Here is a 22,352-nt window from a genome sequence, read left to right as displayed (position 1 = left end):
GGGGGCGCTGAGGCGGCGGGGGAGGGCTCTCGTCAAGGCGACACGCCGCGCGTGCTAGACTGACTTCTTGTCTGTGCGCACTCCTGCGCGCAGTTCGTGTCCACATCCTCTTCCGGGTCGGAAACGGCCGGGTCGATCGTGGGCGCAGACAAGGGATCTTGGGTGGCGCCGTCCGGCGTCACGGTACAGAAGGAGACATCACCATGGCAGCAGTGTGCCAGGTGACTGGAGCGGTTCCCGGCTTCGGTCACAACATCTCGCACTCGCACCGCCGGACGAAGCGCCGCTTCGACCCGAACGTGCAGAAGAAGACGTACTACGTGCCCTCGCTGGGCCGTAACGTCAAGCTCAACGTCTCGGCGAAGGGCATCAAGGTCATCGACGCACGCGGCATCGAGTCCGTCGTCAAGGACCTCATCGCGAAGGGTGTGAAGCTCTAATGGCGAAGAAGGCTCAGGACGTCCGTCCGATCATCAAGCTGCGTTCGACCGCCGGCACGGGCTACACCTACGTGACGCGCAAGAACCGTCGCAACAACCCCGACCGCATCGTGCTCAAGAAGTACGACCCGGTCATCCGCAAGCACGTCGAATTCCGAGAGGAGCGCTGATCCATGGCTAAGAAGAGCAAGATCGCGCGCAACAAGCAGCGCCAGGAGGTCGTCGACCGCTACGCCGCCAAGCGCGCCGAGCTGAAGAAGGCGCTCGTCTCGCCCGAGTCCACCGACGAGCAGCGCGAGGCCGCCCGTGTCGGCCTGCAGAAGCTGCCGCGCAACGCGTCGCCCGTGCGCCTGCGTTCGCGTGACGTCATCGACGGCCGCCCCCGCGGTGTGCTGTCGAAGTTCGGCATCTCGCGTGTGCGCTTCCGCGACATGGCCCACCGTGGCGAGCTGCCCGGTGTGACCAAGTCCAGCTGGTAAGCACCCGCATCCGCACGAAGGCCCGGAACCCTTGAGGTTCCGGGCCTTCGTCGTTCTCGGTCGCCTCGTCGGGCCGATTCCGACCCTTTTGGGTGATTTCGGGTGAGACACGCCGTCGGATGTGGGCGGTTCACGCCCAAAATCCGCGGAATCACGGGGTTCGTGGGTATATTCGTGCTCGGTCGATCCGACCAACCGGGGCCGAGCCCCGGACCGAAGTCAAGAAAGCGGCGCACCGCCGCCTGGAGGACAACCCACATGGCCGACAAGTCCATCACCAAGACCGAGCTCGTCGCGAGCATCGCCAGCGCCACGGGACAGAGCCAGTCCACCGTGTCGAGCGTGCTCGACTCCCTCTTCTCCACGGTCTCCGAGGCCGTCGCCAAGGGCACCAAGGTCTCCATCCCCGGTTGGATCGCGTTCGAGCAGGTCGAGACCTCCGCTCGCACCGGCCGCAACCCGCAGACCGGCGCCGAGATCGCCATCCCCGCCGGCAAGCGCGTCAAGGTGACCGCCGGTTCGAAGCTGAAGGCTGCCGTCAAGTAGTCGACGACCGTCTGTGAGGGGGGAGCCGTGAGGCTCCCCCCTTTTCGTCGTCTGAGCGAGCTGACAGCGCAGCGCGCCTAGGCTGGAGCAGTGATGACGACCGCCTCTGCCCGCGCCGCCGGCCCCCGATCGGGCGGCCCGGGAGGGGTCTCGGCGACCACGCTGCGCGTCGCGGGCCCTGTCATCCTGGGAGTCACCGCCCTCGTGGCACTCATCGTCGCCCTGGCCTACGGCGGAGGCGCGGCGCCTCTGGTCATCGCCGACGCCGGACCCGTCGTCCGCTGGGGCCTTCCCATCGCCACCCTCGTGCTGAACCTCGCGGCGGCGACCATGGTCGGCTCTCTCGTGCTCGCGCTGTTCGGCCTGCGGCCCGAGGACCGTGCCTTCGAGATCGCGCTGGACACCGCATCCATCGGCGCCGCGGTGTTCACCGTCGCGGCCGCCGTCACCGGGTTCTTCACCTTCGTCAACGTCTTCAATGCGGCCCCGAGCGCGGATGCGGTGTTCGGACAGCAACTCGGCCGCTTCCTCGTCGAGGTCGAGCTCGGCCGGACCTGGCTCATCACCACGGTCGCCGGCGCCGTGCTCACGGTGCTGACCTTCGCGGTGCGTGCGTGGACCCCGACTCTGCTCGTCGCCATGCTGGCGCTCGCCTCCCTCGTGCCGATGGGCACGCAGGGCCACTCCGGAGAGCTGGCGAACCACAGCGTCGCGGTCACCTCGCTCGTGCTGCACATCCTGGCCGCGGCCGTCTGGCTGGGAGGCCTCGTGCTGCTGGTCGTGATCCGGCCCGTCGTGGCGCGCTCGGGTCAGATCGCCCTGCTGCGGCGCTACTCCAGCATCGCCCTCGTCGCCTTCATCGTCGTCGCGGTCTCGGGCTCCGTCCGCGCCTGGGTCAGCGTCGAGGCGCTGCCCGCCCTGCTGAGCCCCTACGGCGGCATCCTCGCGGTCAAGGTCTTGGCCCTCATCGGTCTCGGCCTGCTCGGCGCCTGGTACCGGCTGCGGCTCATCTCGCGGATGAACGAGAACGCGAGCGCCCGGCGGTTCTGGACCCTCATCGGTGTGGAGCTGGCCCTCATGGGCATCGCCAGCGGGGCCGCCGCCGCTCTCGCGCGCACGCCCCCGCCCACGGACCAGCAGCCGCCGGTCGCACGCACCCCCGCCGAGTTCCTCACCGACGCTCCCGTGCCGCCGGAGCTCACGCCGCTGCGGTGGATCACGGCGTGGAACATCGACCTGCTGTGGCTGTTCGTCGTGGCCTTCGGGATCTTCCTGTACCTCGCCGGCGTGTGGCGCCTGCATCGCCGCGGCGACCGCTGGCCGCTCTATCGCACGATCATGTGGGTCGCCGGCATGCTGCTGCTGCTGTGGGTGACCTCGGGCGCGGTGAACGCATACCAGGAGTACCTGTTCAGTGTGCACATGGTCGGTCACATGCTGCTCACGATGGCGATCCCGCTGCTGCTCGTGCCCGGCTCACCGGTCACGCTCGCACTGCGCGCCATCCGCAAGCGCGACGACGGCACGCGCGGCGGCCGGGAGTGGATCCTGTGGGCGGTGCACACGCCCTTCGCGAAGGTCGTCACGCATCCGATCTTCACCGCACTCAACTTCGTGGCGTCGCTGTGGATCTTCTACTACACGGACCTGTTCCGGTGGTCGCTCTACGACCACCTCGGACACATCTGGATGGTGACGCACTTCCTGATCACCGGCTACCTGTTCGTGCTCTCCCTCATCGGCATCGACCCGGTGCCGTTGCGCTTCCCCTACCCCTTCCGGCTGCTCACCCTCGTGGTCGTGATCGCGATGCACGCCTTCTTCGGCGTGGCGATCATGATGCAGACGGGCCTGTTCGCCGCCGAGTGGTTCGGCGCGATGGGTCGGACGTGGGGCGTGACACCGCTGGAGGACCAGTACGTCGGCGGCGGCGTCGCCTGGGGCGTCGGAGAGATCCCGTCCCTGATCCTCGGCATCACCGTCGCGATCCAGTGGAGCCGCAGCGACGAGCGCCTGCAGCGCTCGAACGACCGTCAGGCCGATCGCACCGGCGACGCGGAGCTCGAGGAGTACAACGCGCGCCTGGCGGCCATCGCCGCCCGCGACGCGCGTCGCGGTCAGGGCTGACTCAGAGCCCGGGGTCGTAACCGCCGATACGGATCGACGCGGTGCCGTCCGGGAGGATGTCGATCGTGCCGTTCACCACGAACGGCACATCCTCCGACACCTCGCGCAGCGAACCGTCGGCCAGGGAGCGCACCTCGAGATCGATGTGGGCCACCGCATCCGCATCGGGGATGACCCATCCGGCACCGTTGGGAAGGACCTCGACGGTGGGCTGCTCGGTGATCGACCAGGTCGGGAGCTTCTCGACGCGGTTGCGCACGACGAAGCCGAACGGGCAGCCCGTCGGCTGCAGCACCTGCTGCGTGGTGCAGGCCGTGAGGAACTCCTCGACCCGCTGCTGCACAACCTTCACGAACTCGTCCGTCGGCTTGGTCTGCACCGTGACGGGCACGTCGACCATCGGTGCGTCCGCGAGAACGGCGACCCCTTCGGAGGTCGAGAGCGCACTGTCGACCGTCACCGAATAGAGGTTCGGCGAGAAGACCAGCAGCGACACGGGTGCGACGGGGTCGGCGTCGACGCCGTCGGGGGAGACCTGGCGACGGTCGACGCGGAACCCGTTGACGTCGAAGGTGGATGAGCCGAGGACCATGAGGTTCATGACGGCGAGGGGGCTCTGGCTGAACCGCCACGTCGGGATGATGCCCAGCGTCCCGTTGCTGCGGACGCGGAACGTGGTGGTCCCGTCGTGTCCGCCGGCGACGTAGCTGGCCGTCACGACCGTGTCGGCGCCGTCGGTCTGCTCGGACATAACGCGGGCGTCGGTGAGGGAGCTGAGTGCGGCGCTGCGTAGAAGTGCGTCGGATGCGGATGCGGGCAGTCCCGCATCCGTCAGCTCTGACGAATCGAGCGAGACGCCGGGCAGGGCCAGAGCGTCGGCGGCGCGGCCGGATTCGAGCATGCTCAGATAGCGCTGCACGAAGGCGGAGGGGCTGTAGAACTCCTGGTACAGGGCCGCCGTTGCGGCGCCCAGAGCCGCGATCAGGAGGGCGCCGACGAGGCTGAGGGTCGTGAGATCGAACGCCAGGCGCGCGCCACGGCGCCGGGATCGTCTCAAACGGCTCACGGGGCAAGTCTAGGAAAGGGTCCCCGCGAAAGCGCGGGGAGTCGCCCTCGGGCGTCACGCGGCCGCATGGCGCCTAGCATGGATCGGTGAGCACCCCCGCCCTGTCCGCCGAGCAGCAGGCGCTGTTCCGGCTCATCGAGGACACGCGGGAGCACGTTTTCGTCACCGGCCGTGCCGGCACCGGCAAGTCGACGCTGCTGCAGCACCTGGCCTGGAACACGTCGAAGCAGATCGCCGTGTGCGCGCCGACGGGCGTCGCCGCGCTCAACGTCGAGGGACAGACGATCCACTCGTTGTTCCGGCTGCCCATCGGCCTCATCGCGAACAGCGAACTCGACCAGTCGGATGCGACCCGCAAGCTCCTCAACGCGATCGACACGCTCGTGATCGATGAGATCTCGATGGTCAACGCGGACCTCATGGATGCCATCGACCGGGCGCTGCGCCAGGCCCGTGGCCGACGCGCCGAGCCGTTCGGCGGCGTGCAGATGGTCATGTTCGGCGATCCGTACCAGCTGGCACCCGTGCCGCCGCGGGGCGACGAGCTGCGCTATGTGCGCGATCACTACCACTCGTTCTGGTTCTTCGACGCGCACGTGTGGGCAGGGGAGTCGAGCGGAGACGGCCTCATGGACATGGGGCGGTACGGCGCCGACCTCCACGTCGCCGAGCTGCGCGAGATCCATCGGCAGTCGGATCCGGGGTTCAAGGCCCTGTTGAACGCGGTGCGCTACGGTCAGGTCACCGCGGACATGGCGAAGATCCTCAACGACACGGGCGCCCGCACGCCCCCGGAGTTCTCCGCGGACGAGCCCATCATCACGCTCGCGACCCGCAACGACCGCGTCAACGCGATCAACCGGCGCCACCTGGACGCCCTCGCCGGTCGCGTGCAGACGGCGCGCGCCGAGGTCAGCGGCGACTTCGGGCGGGGAGAGGCCGCGTTCCCCGCCGAGCAGGAGCTGCAGCTGAAGGTGGGTGCGCAGGTCATGTTCCTGCGCAACGACACCCAGTCCTACGGCGACGGCCCGCGCTGGGTGAACGGCACCATCGGCACGGTGGTCAAGATCGCCGGCAGCATCGTCCGGGTCGAGATCGACGGCCGGGACTACGACGTCGAGCCCGCGGTCTGGGAACGTTTCCGTTACGCGTACGACGCCGCATCCCGCTCGCTCAGCCGGGAGGTCGTGGCCGAGTTCACGCAGTTCCCACTGCGATTGGCATGGGCGGTCACGATCCACAAGTCGCAGGGCAAGACGTACGACCGCGCCATCGTCGACCTCGGGGCGGGCGCCTTCGCACCCGGACAGACCTATGTCGCGCTGTCGCGGCTCACCTCGCTCGACGGCCTGTACCTGTCGCGGCCGCTCCGGCCCTCCGACATCCGCGTGGACGCCGACGTGCAGCGGTTCATGTCCCGCGCCCGCGCCTGACCGCATCCGCTCCGGTCCCGCCGCGGGGTCTCGGCCCTTGGGCGGGTTCTCGGTGCCTGAGGCGCGGGGTTCTCGGTGCCCGAGGGGCGGCTCTCCTTGCCCGAGTTGCGTCGCAGTTGCGCATATGCGACGCAACTCGGGCACAGCAAGGGTTCGCACCGCGTTGGGTACCCCGACACGAGCCCGCCCACGGACGCGGCGCGCGGGGTCAGGCGGCGGCTTCGGCCTTCGCGCGGGCGAGGTCCTCGAACAGCTCGGTGTTGAACCGGTAGGCCAGCAGCACCTCGTCGATCACGCGCTCCTTCTCGGCCTCGTCCCAGGGGGCGGCGTCGAGCTGCACGCGGTAGTGCTCCTTGAACTCCTTCGGGTCGGCGATGTCCGCGAAGATGTAGAACCCGATGCCGTTGGTGTCGAAGCCGAACCGCCGCTGCATGAGCTTGCCGATGAACAGCCCGCCCGAGAGGTCGCCGAGGTAGCGGGTGTAGTGGTGGGCGACGAATCCGCCCGGCCACGTCGCGCCGACCTGGTTGATGCGGTCGACGTAGCGGCGCGTGGTCGGCAGCGGTTCGATGCGCTCACGCCAATCGGCACCGACGAGGTACTCGAGATCGGCGGCGAGAGCGGGCAGACGGGTCAGCCGCTCGCTGATGAACACCGCCGCGACCGGGTCGCGCCGCATCCGCTCGGCGGCGGACTCCAGCGCCTCGTAGATGAACCAGTGCTGCGCGACGAGCGCGATGTAATCGTCGCGCGTGCCCTCGCCCTTGATGAGGTCGGACATGAATCCGGCGCCCTCGCTGCCCGAGTGGGCACCACTGGAACGCTCGCGGAGGGCTGCGGAGAACGGGATCGGCTCGCTCATGCGGCCCACTATACCTTCAGGTAAGCAGAACCTAAATCGTCATTTCGTCCAGGATCTCGGATGCGGTCAGTGAGGACGCGGCTCGATGCCCAGTTCGGCGCACGCGGCGTCATACAGCGCGACGATCTCGCGCCGCACCTCGGCGCGCTGGGTGATGGGACCTCCGGGCCACGTCAGCCGCATGTCGATGCTCGAGCCCCCGGCCGCCGTGATGACCCAGTCCCCGCCGTCGCCGTCGAATCCGACCATGCGTGCGCCCACGGGCGCTGGATGCGGACCGAAGGCGCGCGCGAAGAGCATGTTGTCGTCGGAGTGGTCGGAGTTCATGTGCCCGAGGACACCGGCCAGTGTCTCGTCGTCGAAAACGTGCGTCATGCAGCACAGCCTAAGAGCCGTGATGGTCTTGTGATGTGGGTGTGTTTGAATGCTGGAGCACGACCGCGGGGGTGAAATGCCGATCAGTTCCGGCTTCAAACGCGCTGCCGCCGCGATCGCCGGCGCAGCCGCCATCGTTCTCGCGCTCGCGGGCTGCACGCAGGCCAAGAGCATCGAGATCGACGTTCCCACGCAGGTGGAGGGCGCCTTCCCGGCAGACACGCAGACGCAGCTCGAATCCGCGGTGGACTTCGCGATGGCCGCGACCGGTTCGACCGGCGCGATCGTCGGAGTCTGGGCGCCGTGGAGTGGATCGTGGGTGGCCGGTGTCGGCGAGGCCTCGGTCGACGACGTGTTCCGGGTGGGCGATCTCACCCGTCCGATGATCTGCGACGTCCTTTACGAGATGGTGGATGCGGGCAAGGTCTCGCTCGACGACGAGGTGCGCACATACGTCCCGAGTGTCGCGGGCCTCAGCGGCGTGACCCTCGGGATGCTGTGCGACGGAACGAGCGGTCTCGGTTCGTACGGTGCCGTGCTGCAGGACGACGCGATCGGCCTGCCCGCACGCCAGTGGAATGCCGCGGAGCTCGCCGCTTACGGCATCACCGGGTTCGACCCGGCCACGGCGGGCGCCGCGTGGCACGACTCCGACACGGGGTACGTGCTGCTCGGACTCGCCCTCGAGAACGCCGGCTCCGAGAGCGCCTCGGCCCTGCTCGACGAGCACGTGTTCGCGCCGCTGGGTCTGACCCGCACCAGCCTGCCCGGGAGCACGGCCGCGAAGCCGGGACAGCCTTCGCTGACCGGGTCTGCTGTCGCAGCCGGGCCCCGATGGCGCCCTGAACTGCGCCGAGCCGCGTGACATGACCACGATGTCGTCCAGCTTCGGGTTCACGAACGCGGGAGTCGTCTCCACGATCGCCGATGTCGGGCGGTACACGCAGGCCCTCGCGGCAGGATCGTTCGGCGGCGAGGAGCGCTTCGCCTCGCCGATGCTCGTGTCCTCCGACCAGCCGTCGTGGCTCACGGCCACGGGCGGCGCCTTCCAGGCCGGTTCGCTCATCGGACAGTTCGGATCGGTGCCGGGATACATCACCGCATCCTTCGCCGACCCCACCACGGGCATGACCGTCTCGGTCGTGCTCAACAACTCGGCGGCCACCGACTGGGTGGGCGCGTACCTGGCGTGGGAGCTCGCATCCATCGCTTCCAAGGCGCCCGCGGCCAGTGGCCAGAGCGCTCCGGATGCGGGTCTGCCCTGGACCGCGCAGCAGTATCACGATGCGATCGCCGCTGCGGCCGTGTGCCCGCTGCCCGCTTCGTGACCGCTCGCTCCGGATCCACCTCCGCTGTCGCCCTCGTCCTGGTCGGCCTCGCCTGTCAGGAGGTCGGCGCCTCGCTCGCCGTCCTGCTGTTCGACGAGGTCGGACCCCTCGGCATGGTCATGCTGCGGCTCGTCTTCGCGGCGATCGTGCTGCTGCTCATCGCGCGGCCGAGCCTGCGGGGGCACTCGCGGGCGGCGTGGCTCGCGGTCGTCCGGTTCGGGCTGGTATTGGCGCTGATGAACGGGCTGTTCTACCTCGCTCTCGAGCGCCTGCCGCTCGGCGTCACCGTGACGATCGAGGTGCTCGGGCCGCTGACGCTGTCGATCATCGCCGCGCGTCGGGCCTCCGCGTGGCTCTGGGCGGGGCTCGCGTTCCTGGGCGTCGTCGCGCTCGGCGGGGGCGGATGGGACCGCCTCGATGCGCTCGGCGTGGTCTTCGCGCTGGGAGCCGCCGCGAGCTGGGCGCTGTACATCCTCGCCTCGGCGCGCGTCGGACGCGAGTTCGTCCGCCTCGACGGCCTCGCATTGGCCATGGCCGTGGGAGCCGTGCTCTCCCTGCCCTTCGGCATCGTGGATGCGGGTGGTGCGCTGCTGCGCCCCGACCTGCTGGCGCTGGGGGCCGGGGTGGCCGTGCTGTCCTCGACGATCCCCTACGCGCTGGAGCTGTCGGCGTTGCGGCGACTGGCCGCATCCACGTTCGCGATCCTCATGAGCCTCGGACCGGCGACGGCGTCGATCGCCGGCTTTCTCCTCCTCGGGCAGCACCTGAGCGTGCTCGAGGTCGCGGGCATCGCCCTGGTGATCGCCGCGAGCATCGGTGCGGTGCTCATGGCGCCGCGCGCCCGGCGCCAGGACGAACCGGTCGCCTGAGCGCTCAGCCCGCGAGGATCGTGCCGATCAGGTGGTCGGCCACATCCGCGTCGACGTCGAGCACGATGCGCGTGCGCACGCCGTCGTGGTCGCGCATCGCCACGCGCTGGCCGCGGAGGTCGGCGATCGTCTGACCGCGTCCGGGTCCGTCGGTGACGTCGACCGTCACTGGCACACGGGGTGCGCGTGACGGCGTGACGCCGCCCACGATCGCGGCCGCGAGCGGGTCGTGCAGCGCGCACGTGCGGTGCCCGTAGGTGTCGCGGTAGAAGTCGAAGTAGTGATCGAGGATCCGTCCGATCGCCGAGACGAACGGGCGCTCGTCGGCGGCGAGCCGCTCGCGCTGTTGCTCGCTCATGGTGTGCTCCATGGTCGCGTCCAGGGGCACGAGCGTGACGTCCCAGTCGGCGGCGAGGAGGGCGGCCGCCGCCTGCGGGTCGTTGTAGACGTTCGCCTCGGCGGCCGCCGTGATGTTGCCGGGCGCGAGGGCCGCGCCGCCCATGGTGGTCACCGCGGCGACGCGCTCGGGAAGGGTGGGGTCGGCCTCGAGGGCGTGCGCGAGGTTCGTCATCGGCCCGATCGTCAGCACGTGCAGGCGCCCGGCGTATGTGTGGGACAGGTCGATGAGCAGCTCGACGGCGGTGCGGGACTCGGCCTCCCGCTGGCTTCGCGGCAGCTCGACGCCGCCGATGCCGTTCTCGCCGTGCACCCACTGCGCCCCGCCCCCGTAGGGATGGTCGAGGTGGTCGTGCGCGCCCTGCGCCACGGGGATGTCGTCACGGCCGGCGAGGGCGAGCAGGTCGAGTGTGTTGCGCGTGGCCTCGGCGGCGGAGATGTTGCCGCTCACGGTGCCGACTCCGACGAGCTCGATCGCCGGAGAGGCCAGCAGGTACGCCAGCGCGACGGCGTCGTCCACGCCGGTGTCGCAGTCCAGATAGACGGGGGTGGGCTCGGTCATCGTTCTCCTCGGTGGTCGCGGCGCGACCCCCTCGTCCGCCTGTTCGGTTATATCTCCTCCTGCGCCCAGGCGCCGCATCCGGGGCCTCGGTGCGTGGTGGAATGGGGGGATGCTCGGTCCCCTCTGCGTCGTCGGTAGCATCAACGTCGATCTGACGGCCACCACCGATCGGCTGCCCGGCGCCGGAGAGACCGTCCTCGGCGGATGGTTGCGGCGCGACCCCGGCGGCAAGGGGGCCAACCAGGCGGTGGCCGCGGCGCGTCTGGGCGCCAGCGTGCGCATGGTCGGCGCCGTCGGCGACGACACCGACGGGCACGCGATGCTGCAGAACCTGCGGGAGGCGGGCGTCGACACGAGCGATGTGTGGCTCGGCGACGATCCGACCGGCACCGCACTGATCATCGTCGACCAGGCCGGTGAGAATCAGATCGTCGTGTGCCCGGGCGCGAACGACACCGTGCGACTCGACGGCGTGGGGTTCCAGGCGCACGAAGCCGTGCTGGCGCAGCAGGAGATCCCGGTGTCCGCGATCGCGGCGCTGGCCGAGGTGCCCGGCTTCCTCGCCCTGAACGCGGCGCCCGCACGCGAGGTGCCGCAGGCCATCCTCGAGCGCGCGGACCTCGTGATCGTGAACGAGACCGAGTACGAACTGCTGCCGGCGCTCGCCGCCGCCCGCCGTGTGGCGGTCACCTACGGCTCCGACGGTGCCGCGCTGCGAGAGGGCGGCCGCGAGGTCGCACGGGTGAGTGCCCCGCGGGTCGCCGCGATCAACTCCGTCGGAGCGGGCGACGCGTTCTGCGCGGCACTGACCTTGGCGTTGCACGCCGGATGGGACGACGTCGCGGCCCTCACCGCCGCCTGCGCGGTCGGCGCGGATGCGGTCACTTACGAGGGTGCGCAGCCGCCTCTGCGCCGCCTCGAGACCTACTGCTGACACCTCCCGAGGTGCGCGGAGCCGGGCGGACCCGTGGGAATTGTCTGGACAGATGTCGAAGCACCGGGCGCGAGGCCCGGAGCTATCGTGAACGCACCCTCGGCCCTGCGGCTCGAGAGCGCTCCCCTCAACGACTGCGAAACAAGACACCCCTGGAGGCTTCCCATGGCTTACGTGACCACCGAAGACGGCGCAGAGATCTACTTCAAGGACTGGGGCAGCACCGACGCCCAGCCCATCGTGTTCCACCACGGCTGGCCCCTCTCGTCGGACGACTGGGACGCCCAGATGCTGTTCTTCCTCAGCAAGGGCTTCCGCGTCATCGCGACCGACCGCCGCGGCCACGGCCGTTCCTCGCAGATCGGCACCGGCCACGACATGGACCACTACGCGAGCGACGTGAACGCCGTCGTCGAGCACCTCGACCTGCACGATGCGATCCACATCGGCCACTCGACGGGTGGCGGCCAGGTGGCCCGCTACGTGGCGAAGTACGGCGAGCCCCAGGGACGCGTCACCAAGGCGGTGCTCGTGTCGTCCGTGCCGCCGCTCATGGTGCAGACCGAGGCGAACCCCGAAGGCACGCCGATCTCGGTGTTCGACGGCTTCCGTGAGGCGCTCGCCGCCAACCGTGCGGAGTTCTTCGAGGCCGTCGCATCCGGGCCTTTCTACGGCTTCAACCGCGAGGGCGTCACCCCCTCGCAGCCCGTGATCGACAACTGGTGGCGTCAGGGCATGACCGGCAGCGCGCTCGCCCACTACCTGGGCATCAAGGCGTTCTCCGAGACCGACCAGACCGAGGACCTGAAGGCCATCACGGTTCCCGTGTTCGTCATCCAGGGCGATGACGACCAGGTCGTCCCGTACAAGGATGCGGCCCTCAAGCAGCACGAGCTCCTGCAGAACTCCACGCTGAAGATCTACGAGGGCTACCCGCACGGCATGCTGACCACGCACGCCGATGTGATCAACCCCGACATCCTGGCCTTCATCCAGCAGTGATCTGCTGAACGACGTTTCGTCTCGCTTCGCTCGCTCAACGGCCGGACTGGTCCCCGGTCGTTGAGCGAGCGGCGCAGCCGCGAGACGAAACGTGCCGGCGGCGGGCCGGGTGTCGTCCGGGTGTGGCAGGCTTGCGAACTGCACCCCTTTCCCTCCCGAAGGATTGTCATGCCCATCGCCGCCGATGACCCCCGCCTGCTCTCGCCGTACATCGCGAAGGCGACCCGCTACGACGATGTGCCGTTCGCGCGAGCCGGCGCCAGCGGGGTGCGTCTGCCCCGTGTCTCGCTGGGGCTGTGGCAGAACTTCGGCCGAGGCCGCTCGATCGAGACACAGCGTGAGATCCTCCTCCACGCGGTAGACCGCGGCGTCGTTCACATCGATCTCGCGAACAACTACGGCCCGCCCTACGGCGCCGCCGAGACGACGTTCGGCACCGTGCTCGAGAGCGACCTGCGCCGCTACCGCGACGAGCTGTTCCTCACGACGAAGGCCGGCTACGACATGTGGCCGGGGCCGTACGGTGATGGCGGGTCACGCAAGTATCTGATGCGTTCGCTCGAGCAGAGTCTCACGCGGATGCGCACCGACTACGTCGACGTGTTCTACTCCCACCGCGTCGACCCCGACACGCCCCTCGAAGAGACGATGCAGGCGCTCGTCGACATCGTGCGCAGCGGCAAGGCGCTGTACGTCGGCATCTCCAACTACCCGGCAGAGCTCACGCGTCGCGCGCACGCGCTGCTCGCCGCCGAGGGCGTGCGCCTGCTCGTGCACCAGCCCCGTTACTCGCTGTTCGACCGCACCCCCGAGGCGGAGCTGTTCCCCGCCCTGCGGGAGCTGCGGGTCGGCAGTGCCGTCTTCTCGCCGCTGGCCCAGGGGCTGCTGACCGCGAAGTACCTCGACGGCACCGTCCCGGCCGACTCGCGCGCCGCCGACAGTCACTTCCTCAACAGCAGCGCGCTCACCGACGACTACCTGCGCCGCATCCGGGGTATCGATGCCGTTGCTCGGGATGCGGGTCTGTCGATCCCGCAGCTCGCGATCGCGTGGGTGCTGCGCGACGAGGTCGTGACCACCGCGATCATCGGCGCCTCGCGTCCGGGTCAGATCGATGACGCCATCGCCGCGAGCAAGGCAGAGCTGTCGCCCGAGGTCGTCGCCGCCCTCGATGAGTTCGCCGCGCCCGTCGGCGGCTCGGTCAACTGACGCGGGTTCACCCGCGGGCGCCTCGCCCGCGGCAGGATGGGACGCGGAGGCAGGAATGTCGCGAAACGACCAGAAGAAGCTGGCTCAGCACCGGCGGATCGCCGAGTTGCTCGAGACCGAGCCGATCTATGTGATCACCCGGGCGTTGCAGAACGTGCCGCGCAAGCGCGAGACCGCTGAGGGCGGAGCACGCGCCGCTGTCGAGCGGTGGAACGCGCTGCTGCGCACGCATGACGTCGACGGCCTGCGGCGGGCGCTGCTCGGTGACGACGACGAGAGCCGCGCCATGCGCAACAACTCGGTGTTCGGCGGGATCGTGCCCCGCGACGAGGTCGAGGCGTGAGTCGAGTGCTCGTCGGCATCGAGACCGGCGGCACGAAGATCGTCTGCGCGGCGGCACCGGAGGGCGACCCTCGCCGCATCGTCAGCCGGAGTTCCGTGGCGACGGGTGCGCCAGATGTCACGCTCGCGGCGGTCGGCGACTTCATCCGGTCGCTCGATGACGAGATCGCCGGTGTCGGGATCGCGGCCTTCGGTCCGCTCGACCTCGACCCCGCCTCGCCGACCTACGGATCCATCACCTCCACCCCGAAGGCGGGGTGGGACGGCGTCGACGTGCTGGGCCGCATCCGGGCTGCTGCCGCCGGCGCTCCCGCCCGCATCACGACTGACGTCACGGGCGCCGCTCTCGGCGAGCTGCAGTGGGGTGCCGCACAGGGCGCGAGCGATGTCGCCTACGTCACCGTCGGCACCGGAGTGGGTGCCGGGCTCATCGCGGGCGGCCGCGTGCTGGTGGGCACGGGGTGGCCCGAGATCGCTCACCTTCCCGTCGCACGGCACCCCGATGACACCTTCGCCGGTATCTGCCGCTTCCACGGCGACTGTCTCGAGGGCGTCGCGGCGGGTCCTGCCGTCCGTGCACGCAACGGCGTCGACACCCAGGAGCTGGATGCGGCCGCCCGCGCGAAGAGCAACGAGATCACTGCGTTCTACCTCGCCCAGCTCGCCGCGACGCTGTACTTCACTCTCGGCATCGAACTGATCGTGTTCGGTGGCGGCGTGCTCAAGACACCGGGGTTGATCGAGGCTCTGCAGGAAGCCGCCGCCGTGCGCGTGGGTCCCGAAGGCGCGCGGGGCTCGTCGCGGGAGCTCGCCATCGCCCGCACCCAGCTCGACGGCGAGGCGGGCCTCTACGGTTCGCTGCTGCTCGCCGAGCAGGCCGCCGCCGGCTGAGGCCCGGCACTCGTCGCGAGAACGCCCCACCTCATGCGGTGGGGCGTTCTCGCGTGCGCGGACCGCGTGTTTCTCACGGTCACACCTCGTTCATTGCGATTAGGTGAGATGTATGATGTACTAGCTCCCGCCGTCGCCCGACGGCCCTGTCGTCAAAGACGCCGACCAGAAAAGGACGCGCAATGGCTTCACAGCACCGACGCTCTCGTCTCCTGACCCGCTCCCTCGCCCTGACCGTGGGATTCGCCGCCGTCGCGGCACTGACCGCCTGCTCCGGCGGAACCGATGGCGGAGGCGGGTCCGAGTACGGCTTCGACGCCGCCGAACAGGACGCGAGTGCCCCCATCACCGTGTGGGTCGACTCCTCCCGCGAACCGATCGCCAACGCGTTCAAGGCCGCGAACCCCGATCTCACCGTCAACATCGAGACGTACGACGGCAACTCCGGTGGAAGCGACTCGTTCAAGACGAAGATCGCGCTCTTCGACCAGTCCGACTCCGGCTGGCCCGACGTCGTCTTCTCGACGCAGCAGAACGACACCTCGTGGGCGAGCAAGTCCAACAACGGCGGTCAGCCCTTCGCGGCCGTTCTGAACAAGGGTCTTCTCTCCGACGACTTCCTCAGCGGGTTCACCAAGGGCGCCAACGACCCGATGACGGTCGACGGCAACGTCTACGGCGTGCGCAACGACCTCGCTCCCGTCGTCTACTGGTACAACGACGCCCTGATGAAGCAGTTCGGCTACGAGATCCCGAAGACGTGGGAGGACTACCAGGCGCTCAGCGACAAGGTCGCGGCCGAGCACCCCGGCTACATCCTCGGCTCGGTGGGCGACTCGTTCCAGGGTCCCTACATCTACTACTGGGGTTCCGAGGCGCCGATCTTCCAGGTCGACGGCGACACCTTCACGAGCAACTTCTCCGACCCGAACTCCGAGAAGGCCACCAAGCTCATCGATCACATGCTCGCGAACAAGACGCTCGTCAACGACAGCGTCTTCGGCGCCGACTTCGTGCAGAAGTACAGCGACAAGGTGCTCGGCATGCCCGGCCCGGCCTGGTACTCCGGCGCTCTGTTCCAGAACAAGGACAGCCTCAACGCCGCCACGGGCACCATCGGCGCGGCAGCTCCCCTCTACTGGGACGGATCGGACAAGGTGACCGGCAACGTCGGCGGTGGTGTCTGGTACGGCTCGAGCCACTCCAAGAACCTCGCCGCCGTGGCGAAGTTCCTCGAGTACGTCACGAGTTCCGACGACGCCGTGAAGCTCGCCGCCGGCCTTCCGGCCTACCAGTCGGCCGCGGATGCGTGGCTCGCCGAGCAGTCGAGCTCCGGCTACTACGTGGGCGACTTCACCTCCGCTCTGTCCACCGCGGCCAGTAGCGTGTGGAACGGTTGGGGCTACCCGTCGTTCAGCGCTGAGACGGCCTACGCCTCGATCGTGGTCCCGGGTATCGCCGCCGGCAAGAGCCAGTCCGACCTGGTGGATGCGCTCCAGAAGGAGTACCAGAACCAGGCGCAGGTGCAGGGCTACACCGTCAAGTAGTTCCCGTTCCACGCGGATGCCGCCGCATCCGCCGCGAGCAAAGGAAGACATCATCGTCACCTCGGTCACCGCTCCCGTCGCCGCTTCCGCCTCTTCCGAGGCGGGGCGGCGGCGGGAGCCCCGTTCCCCCGTCCGTCGCCGGCCCGATCACTCGCAGAGTCGTATCGGCTACGTGTTCGTCTCCGGCTACACCGTTCTGCTGCTGGCGTTCGGCATCTTCCCGACGCTCTACGCGGTCTATCTCTCTTTCACCAAGGACGGCGCCTTCGCCGGTGTCGAGAACTTCGTGAAGGTCTTCGCCGACTACCGGTTCCTCCCGGCCGTCATGCACGTCGGTATCTACCTGGTCTTCTATCTGATCTCGCTGCTCGTGTTCGTCGTGCTGCTGGCGCTGCTGGTGCACGGGGTCGGACGTCGCTGGCTCTCTAGCAGCTACCGCTTCGTCTACTACATCCCCGGGGCGCTCGCCGGTGCCTCGAGCGTCATGCTGTGGCTCTTCCTCCTCGACCCCACCGTCAGCCCGGTCGCGTTCGTGCTGCGCTGGTTCGGGTTCGAGAACTTCGTGCAGACGGTCTCCGTCGACAACCTGCCGATCATCTTCACGATCATCGCGTTCTGGACCGGCGCGGGTGGATGGATCGTGATCATGTACGGCGCGTTGAACAACATCTCGGCGGACGTGCTCGAAGCCGCGCGCATCGACGGCGCAGGTCCGGTCAAGACCGCCATCCACATCCAGATCCCGCTGCTGCGCAAGTGGATCTCCTACATGGCGATCATGTCGTTGGCGGCCGGTACCCAGCTCTTCGTCGAGCCCCGTGTGCTTTCGCAGGCGTCGAAGGGCGTCGTGCCCCCGGACTACTCCATCAACCAGCTCGCGTACCTGTACGCGTTCCGCCAGGGCGATTTCAACGGCTCGGCCGCGATCTCCCTCCTGCTGCTGCTCGTCGCGGGCGCACTGTCGGCGGTCTTCGTCTTCCGAGGAGGACTCTTTGAGCGCGACTAGCCTCAACCCGGGCGTGCGCCGAGCGCGCTCCGCGATCTCGCCGGCGCGGTGGATGGCCAAGGCGCTCGTCGCCGTCGTCCTGATCTTCTTCGTGCTGTTCTTCGTGGTGCCGATCGTCTGGCTGCTGCTGGCGCCGACGAAGACGCCCAGGGAGCTCCTGGTGGACGGCCCGTTCAGCTTCGGCGGCTTCGACACGCTCGCCGCCAACTGGAACGATCTCATGCAGTTCCAGAACGGCATCGTGTGGACGTGGATCGGCAACTCGGTGCTGTACACGGGCGTCGCGCTGATCGTCACGCTCATCGTGACGATCCCCGCCGGCTATGCCCTGGCGCTCACCGAGTTCAAGCTGCGCAAGACGCTCCTCATCGTCACGCTGATCGTGATGCTCATTCCGAGCACCGCCCTGGTGCTGCCCGTCTTCCTGGAGATGTCGGCGGTGAAGCTCGTCGGCAACCCGCTCGCGGTGATCCTGCCGTTCTCGTTCTTCCCGTTCGGCGTGTACCTCACCTACATCTACTTCTCCACCAGCGTGTCGAAGGACCTCCTGGATGCGGGGCGCATCGACGGCGCGGGGGAATGGCGCGTGTTCGCGCGCATCGCGATGCCGTTGGCGACGCCCGTGATCGCGCTGGTGGGCTTCTTCAACCTCGTCGGCAACTGGAACAACTACTTCCTGCCGTTCGTGATGGCACCGGGGCGCAAGTCGCCGATCCAGGTGGGTCTGGCGGAGCTTCTGTCGAACGTGCCCCTGTTCAACCCGACGAGCGGGGCGTCGATCACGATCTCCCTGCCGGTGCTGGCCCTTGCGACACTCGTGTCGGTTGCGCCGGTGCTTGTCATCTTCCTGTTCTCGCAACGCTTCCTCGTGAGCGGGATGACGGCCGGAGGGACGAAGGAATGAGCACCGACGATCGAGGTGTGCGCCGGTTCGGGATGGCCGCGCGTCTCGCGCCCGCCAAGCGCGAGGAGTACCTCGCCCTGCACGCCGAGGTCTGGCCGCAGGTGGAGGCGACCATCACACAGTGCGGCATCCGGAACTTCACGATCTTCGTGCTCGACGACGTGATCATCGGCTACTACGAGTACGTGGGCGACGACTACGAGGCCGACCAGGCGCTCATGGCCGAAGACCCCGTCACGCAGAAGTGGTGGTCGTACACCGCACCGTGCCAGCTGCCCTTCCGCGAAGGATCGACCTCCCCGAACTGGGAGCACTTCGCAGAGGTCTGGCACCAGGACTGACGACGGGCGCGGGGCTTCTGGGGGGCGCCCCGCCCTCGTCGTCGCTGCGCCGTCTCAGGGCTGACGAGTCGTCGGCTGTCGCCGGCGCTGCCACGCGTCGAGGATGTGGGCGCGCATCGCCGACTCGGCGGCCGCCGCATCCCCCGCCTCGATCGCCTCGAGCACACGGCGATGCTCTTCGAGGGTCTGCTGGAACACATCCTTCGAAGGGTTTGTGGTGAAGCGCGCCGATTCGCGCGCCCGCGAGTAAAGCGTGCGCGTGATGCTCTCGGCGAGCGGGATGTGCGACTGGTGCATCACTGCGAGGTGGAACAGCATGTCGGCGTCGTTGTACTCGTCCTCGCGGTCGATCGTGTGCTCCATGCGCTCGAAGGCGCCGCGGAGCTCTGCCAGCTCGTCGTCGGTCCGACGTGCGGCCGTGGCGGCCGCCATCGCACCCTCGAGCGAGCCGCGGACGATGGCGAGGTCGTCGAGCACGCCCAGGGACGCGTCGTTCTCGAGCATCACCTGCAGCACGACAGGGTCGAGCACGTTCCACGACTCGCGCGTGCGCACGGTGGTGCCGCTGCCCTGGACGACGGCGACCAGCCCCTTCTCCTCGATGCGCTTGATCGACTCGCGGATGACGGTGCGGCTCACACCGAAGTGTGCGCTCAGTTCCGTTTCGATCGGGAGCATGGCGCCTTCGGCGATCTCGCCGGTGATGATGGCGGTGACGAGGTCGTGGACCACGGCGACACCCAGGCGTGACACTGGAGTACGCGCGGGGCCCCGATCGAAGACGCGCGCCGGAGTGCCGTTCGCGCGAAGATCATTCATCGCAACATTCTAGGCGCCGCGGGGCGCGAATGCGGGGCTGCTCGCGGACAGCTCCCTATCGAGGGTCAGTCCTGCGCGTGCCGGACGCACATGGGGACCTGCGGCCTGCAGCCAGTCGCCCTCGTGTTGCACCGAGCGGATCGCCGCCTCGTCGATGGAGAGCCCCGCTCCGGGACGATCGCCGAGGACGATGCCGCCGTCGGCGTACTCCTCGTCGACGTCGACGCCGAAGGGTGCGCCGAGATCCTGCACCTCAGCGGTCAGGTGGTTCGGGATGGCGGCCGCGGCGTGCGCCACGGCGGGGTTGCTGGTCAGGCCCACCGGGCTGATCGGGAGGTCTCGCGCGTGCGCGGCGTAGGCCAGGCGCAGGAAGTGGGTCACTCCCCAGACGGCGCCTGCCTGGACGACGTCCACGGAGCCTAGGTCGAAGAGGCTTCGGAACTGCTCGAGACCGGTGAGGTTCTCACCCGTCGCCACGGCGGCTTTGACCGACTGGGACAGGCGGGCGTGACCGTGCGCGTCCCAGCGGCGCAGTGGCTCCTCGATCCAGGCGAGATCCAGCTCCTGCTCGACGGCGGTGACGTACCGCACGGCCTGCTTGAGGTTCCAGGACTCGTTGGCGTCGAGCATGAGGGTGGGGTGCGACGAGTTGGGAGCCAGGGTGTCGCGGATGATGCGGAGCCGGCGCAGGTCGGCTTCCAGATCGCGGCCGCCCTTGAGCTTTCCGCTGGCGAAACCGTGCTCGGCCATGACGGAGTAGAAGTGGGCGAGCTGCTCGTCGGTCAAGGCGATGTCGAGACCCGACGCATAGCCTGGCACGAAGCGGTCGCTCGCGCCCAGCAGCCGCCAGAGAGGTTCTCCGACGAGCTTCGCTTTGATGTCCCACAGTGCCGCGTCGAGGGTCGCGATCCCGCCGAAGGTGGCACCGTTGTGGCCCGCTTTGAACACGTGGGCCAGCATCCGGTCGTACAGCGCCGACACACCCCGGGGGTCCTGCCCTTCCAGCGCGGGGAAGATGCGCTCGATGTCGTGGTCGGATCCGAGGGCCACGCCGTCGACGCCCTCATCCGTCTCGACGACGACGATGGACACCTCGGTGATCCCGGAGGCGATGTAGCCGTTGACGTCGCCGACGGGCCGCCCCCAATCTCGGTGGGTGCGAATCGTGCGGTAGCCCGTGATTTTCATATCGTCCTTGACACTTCTGGGACCGTGACCTGCTATAGAGCATACATCATATGAACTACGTGCGGGTGCGCAGATGCGTCACGCCGCCGTCGACCTCGAGGGCTGTTCCCGTCGTCGATCCCGAGCGCGGGCTCGCGAGATACGCGATCGCGCCCGCCACTTCTTCGGGAGTCACCATCCGGCCCGTGGCCTGGCGGGCATCGAGCGCCGCGCGTTCGGCGACCGGATCGTCGAACTGCTGGAGCATCCTGTCGACGAACGGCGTCGAGACGGTTCCGGGGCTCACGCAGTTCACCCGCACGCCCTCTGCGACATGATCCGTGGCCATGGCGTAGGTCAGCGACAGGACGGCACCCTTCGAGGCGTTGTACACGGCGCGACGCGGCAGACCGTTGAGGGCTCCGATGGAGCAGACGTTGACGATCGCGGCGTGCGCAGAACGCCGCAGATGCACGAGCGCCCCCGCGCTCGCCCTCGCTGTCCCGCGCACATTGATGTCGAGCACCCGCTCCCAGTCCTCCTCGGTCGTCTCCTCGACGGTGCCGACGCAACTGACGCCCGCACTGTTGACGAGGACGTCCAGGCCGCCGAAGCGATCCACGATCCAGGCGAAGGCATCCTCGAGCGACGCGCGGTCCCGGACGTCCGCGCGCACACCCTCCAGTGGCGCCGGCAGCGCGTCGACGTGGAGATCGAGCACGACGACGTGCGCTCCCCGGCCGGAGAGCGCGATCGCCGCCGCGAGACCGATCCCCGACGCCCCACCGGTGACCGCGGCCACCAGGCCGTCGAACTCGCCGGTGCTCATGCCGCCACCATCCGCTGTCGCGCGCGCCCGAGTCCCTCGATCTCCAGCTCGACCTCGTCGCCCGGACGCAGGTAGGGGTGATCCGGCAGACCCAGGGCGACGCCGGCGGGCGTTCCCGTGTTGATCAGGTCGCCGGGGCGCAGAACCATGAACTGGGAGAGGTACCAGATGACGTGAGCGACGGAGAAGATCTGCTGCGCGGTCGATCCGTTCTGGCGCAGCTGACCGTTGACCCACAGCCGCAGCGCGAGGGACTGCGGGTCGGGGACATCGGCCGCGGGGACGATGAGCGGGCCCAGCGGGTTGAAGGTCTCGCAGCTCTTGCCCTTGTCCCACTGTCCGCCGCGTTCGAGCTGGAACTCGCGCTCCGACACGTCGTGGGAGACGACGTAACCGGCGACGTGGCCGAGGGCTTCATCGGGGGAACGCAGGTATCGCGCGGTCGAGCCGACAACAACGCCCAGTTCCACCTCCCAGTCCGTCTTCGCGGACCCGCGCGGGATGAGGATGTCGTCGAAGGGACCGACGATCGTGCTCGGGTCCTTCATGAACACGACGGGCTCGGCGGGAACGGCGGCGCCGGTCTCTGCGGCGTGATCGTGGTAGTTGAGACCGACGCACACGATCTTGCCGGGCTGGGCGAGAGGCGCACCGACGCGGAGGCTCTGCCATCCCGCGACCTCTCGCAGCTCGCCCTTCGCGGCGGCCCGACGGGCGGACGCGATCCCATCGGCGGCGAAGAAGTGCGCGTCGATGTCGGTCGTGATCGGACGCAGATCGAGCGGAACGCCGTCGTGCCACAGAACGGGGATCTCCTGGCCCACCGGGCCCAGTCTCGCGAGGCTCATGCTCTTCCTTTGCTCGTTCGCGGGGTCGGC

26 protein-coding genes are annotated in these 22,352 nt (G+C 68.8%); 18 read left to right on the top strand and 8 right to left on the bottom strand.

Annotation, left to right across the window (positions count from 1 at the left end; genetic code table 11):
* The first annotated feature begins 203 nt into the window (after positions 1-203).
* The 5 genes from rpmB to QE374_RS08640 all read left to right on the top strand — a co-directional run bounded on the left by rpmB (position 204) and on the right by QE374_RS08640 (position 3,592).
* Positions 204-440 (top strand): 50S ribosomal protein L28, encoded by a 237-nt coding sequence (gene rpmB / locus QE374_RS08660; protein ID WP_137418587.1) that lies wholly within the window; start codon positions 204-206, stop codon positions 438-440.
* The gene (rpmG, locus tag QE374_RS08655; RefSeq protein WP_005051772.1) at positions 440-610 is read left to right on the top strand and encodes a 50S ribosomal protein L33; all 171 of its coding nucleotides are present in this window, start codon (positions 440-442) and stop codon (positions 608-610) included. The genes rpmB and rpmG overlap by 1 nt, the downstream gene beginning before the upstream one ends.
* Before the next feature lie 3 nt (positions 611-613).
* Positions 614-919 (top strand): 30S ribosomal protein S14, encoded by a 306-nt coding sequence (rpsN, locus tag QE374_RS08650; RefSeq protein ID WP_137418588.1) that lies wholly within the window; start codon positions 614-616, stop codon positions 917-919.
* A gap of 258 nt (positions 920-1,177) precedes the next feature.
* On the top strand, positions 1,178-1,465 hold the full coding sequence (locus QE374_RS08645; protein ID WP_137418589.1) for an HU family DNA-binding protein: 288 nt from the start codon (positions 1,178-1,180) through the stop codon (positions 1,463-1,465).
* Between the two features lie 93 nt (positions 1,466-1,558).
* Positions 1,559-3,592, top strand: coding sequence for a cytochrome c oxidase assembly protein (locus QE374_RS08640; protein ID WP_309733992.1), 2,034 nt, complete (start codon positions 1,559-1,561; stop codon positions 3,590-3,592).
* 1 nt (position 3,593) lies between these two features.
* On the opposite strand, the gene QE374_RS08635 is transcribed toward QE374_RS08640, so the two are convergent.
* A complete protein-coding gene (locus QE374_RS08635) occupies positions 3,594-4,658 on the bottom strand; it encodes a hypothetical protein (RefSeq protein WP_309733990.1) in 1,065 nt (354 codons plus the stop codon).
* Between the two features lie 86 nt (positions 4,659-4,744).
* On the opposite strand from QE374_RS08635, the gene QE374_RS08630 reads away from it, so the two are divergent.
* The gene (locus QE374_RS08630) at positions 4,745-6,091 is read left to right on the top strand and encodes an ATP-dependent RecD-like DNA helicase (protein WP_307321021.1); all 1,347 of its coding nucleotides are present in this window, start codon (positions 4,745-4,747) and stop codon (positions 6,089-6,091) included.
* Between the two features lie 208 nt (positions 6,092-6,299).
* Here QE374_RS08630 and QE374_RS08625 read toward each other — a convergent pair whose 3' ends face one another.
* Positions 6,300-6,953, bottom strand: a complete 654-nt coding sequence (locus QE374_RS08625; protein WP_309733986.1) for a biliverdin-producing heme oxygenase — start codon at positions 6,951-6,953, stop codon at positions 6,300-6,302.
* 66 nt (positions 6,954-7,019) lie between these two features.
* Entirely contained in the window at positions 7,020-7,328 is a 309-nt protein-coding gene (locus tag QE374_RS08620) for a DUF2470 domain-containing protein (RefSeq protein ID WP_309733984.1), read from the bottom strand.
* A 76-nt stretch (positions 7,329-7,404) separates the two neighbouring features.
* Here QE374_RS08620 and QE374_RS08615 point away from each other — a divergent pair, with 76 nt between their 5' ends.
* Genes QE374_RS08615 through QE374_RS08605 form a run of 3 tightly spaced genes read left to right on the top strand, consistent with a single transcriptional unit; the run spans position 7,405 to position 9,525 of the window.
* Entirely contained in the window at positions 7,405-8,193 is a 789-nt protein-coding gene (locus tag QE374_RS08615) for a serine hydrolase domain-containing protein (protein ID WP_309733983.1), read from the top strand.
* A gap of 1 nt (position 8,194) precedes the next feature.
* A complete protein-coding gene (locus tag QE374_RS08610) occupies positions 8,195-8,656 on the top strand; it encodes a hypothetical protein (protein ID WP_309733981.1) in 462 nt (153 codons plus the stop codon).
* Positions 8,653-9,525, top strand: coding sequence for an EamA family transporter (locus tag QE374_RS08605; RefSeq protein ID WP_309733979.1), 873 nt, complete (start codon positions 8,653-8,655; stop codon positions 9,523-9,525). The genes QE374_RS08610 and QE374_RS08605 overlap by 4 nt, the downstream gene beginning before the upstream one ends.
* Positions 9,526-9,529: 4 nt before the next feature.
* Here the strand turns inward: QE374_RS08605 and QE374_RS08600 are convergent, their stop codons facing one another.
* Positions 9,530-10,483 (bottom strand): nucleoside hydrolase, encoded by a 954-nt coding sequence (locus tag QE374_RS08600; protein ID WP_309733978.1) that lies wholly within the window; start codon positions 10,481-10,483, stop codon positions 9,530-9,532.
* A 109-nt stretch (positions 10,484-10,592) separates the two neighbouring features.
* Here QE374_RS08600 and QE374_RS08595 point away from each other — a divergent pair, with 109 nt between their 5' ends.
* From QE374_RS08595 to QE374_RS08555, 9 genes are all read left to right on the top strand, one after another.
* On the top strand, positions 10,593-11,417 hold the full coding sequence (locus tag QE374_RS08595; protein ID WP_309733976.1) for a ribokinase: 825 nt from the start codon (positions 10,593-10,595) through the stop codon (positions 11,415-11,417).
* 165 nt (positions 11,418-11,582) lie between these two features.
* Positions 11,583-12,419: an alpha/beta hydrolase gene (locus tag QE374_RS08590; protein WP_309733974.1), complete on the top strand. Its 837-nt coding sequence runs from the start codon at positions 11,583-11,585 to the stop codon at positions 12,417-12,419.
* Between the two features lie 168 nt (positions 12,420-12,587).
* Positions 12,588-13,628 (top strand): aldo/keto reductase, encoded by a 1,041-nt coding sequence (locus tag QE374_RS08585; protein WP_309733972.1) that lies wholly within the window; start codon positions 12,588-12,590, stop codon positions 13,626-13,628.
* Positions 13,629-13,683: 55 nt separating this feature from the next.
* Positions 13,684-13,971: a hypothetical protein gene (locus tag QE374_RS08580; RefSeq protein WP_309733970.1), complete on the top strand. Its 288-nt coding sequence runs from the start codon at positions 13,684-13,686 to the stop codon at positions 13,969-13,971.
* Positions 13,968-14,861 (top strand): ROK family protein, encoded by an 894-nt coding sequence (locus QE374_RS08575; RefSeq protein WP_309733969.1) that lies wholly within the window; start codon positions 13,968-13,970, stop codon positions 14,859-14,861. The genes QE374_RS08580 and QE374_RS08575 overlap by 4 nt, the downstream gene beginning before the upstream one ends.
* 182 nt (positions 14,862-15,043) lie before the next feature.
* The gene (locus QE374_RS08570; protein WP_309733967.1) at positions 15,044-16,408 is read left to right on the top strand and encodes an ABC transporter substrate-binding protein; all 1,365 of its coding nucleotides are present in this window, start codon (positions 15,044-15,046) and stop codon (positions 16,406-16,408) included.
* 16 nt (positions 16,409-16,424) lie between these two features.
* On the top strand, positions 16,425-17,414 hold the full coding sequence (locus tag QE374_RS08565) for a sugar ABC transporter permease (protein WP_309733964.1): 990 nt from the start codon (positions 16,425-16,427) through the stop codon (positions 17,412-17,414).
* On the top strand, positions 17,401-18,318 hold the full coding sequence (locus QE374_RS08560; protein ID WP_309733962.1) for a carbohydrate ABC transporter permease: 918 nt from the start codon (positions 17,401-17,403) through the stop codon (positions 18,316-18,318). The genes QE374_RS08565 and QE374_RS08560 overlap by 14 nt, the downstream gene beginning before the upstream one ends.
* Positions 18,315-18,659, top strand: coding sequence for an L-rhamnose mutarotase (locus QE374_RS08555; protein ID WP_309733959.1), 345 nt, complete (start codon positions 18,315-18,317; stop codon positions 18,657-18,659). Before QE374_RS08560 ends, QE374_RS08555 begins: the two co-directional genes overlap by 4 nt.
* A gap of 54 nt (positions 18,660-18,713) precedes the next feature.
* On the opposite strand, the gene QE374_RS08550 is transcribed toward QE374_RS08555, so the two are convergent.
* The 4 genes from QE374_RS08550 to QE374_RS08535 are packed head-to-tail and all read right to left on the bottom strand — an operon-like array spanning position 18,714 to position 22,322.
* The gene (locus QE374_RS08550) at positions 18,714-19,478 is read right to left on the bottom strand and encodes an FCD domain-containing protein (RefSeq protein WP_309733957.1); all 765 of its coding nucleotides are present in this window, start codon (positions 19,476-19,478) and stop codon (positions 18,714-18,716) included.
* Between the two features lie 9 nt (positions 19,479-19,487).
* The gene (locus tag QE374_RS08545) at positions 19,488-20,666 is read right to left on the bottom strand and encodes a mandelate racemase/muconate lactonizing enzyme family protein (RefSeq protein ID WP_309733956.1); all 1,179 of its coding nucleotides are present in this window, start codon (positions 20,664-20,666) and stop codon (positions 19,488-19,490) included.
* A gap of 55 nt (positions 20,667-20,721) precedes the next feature.
* Positions 20,722-21,474, bottom strand: coding sequence for an SDR family oxidoreductase (locus QE374_RS08540; protein ID WP_309733954.1), 753 nt, complete (start codon positions 21,472-21,474; stop codon positions 20,722-20,724).
* A complete protein-coding gene (locus QE374_RS08535) occupies positions 21,471-22,322 on the bottom strand; it encodes a fumarylacetoacetate hydrolase family protein (protein WP_309733952.1) in 852 nt (283 codons plus the stop codon). Before QE374_RS08535 ends, QE374_RS08540 begins: the two co-directional genes overlap by 4 nt.
* Between the last annotated feature and the right edge of the window lie 30 nt (positions 22,323-22,352).

The organism is Microbacterium sp. SORGH_AS_0428 (assembly GCF_031453615.1).
Lineage (GTDB): Bacteria > Actinomycetota > Actinomycetes > Actinomycetales > Microbacteriaceae > Microbacterium.
Note: the sequence above shows the minus strand (reverse complement) of the source record. Positions and strands in the feature narration are given on the sequence as shown.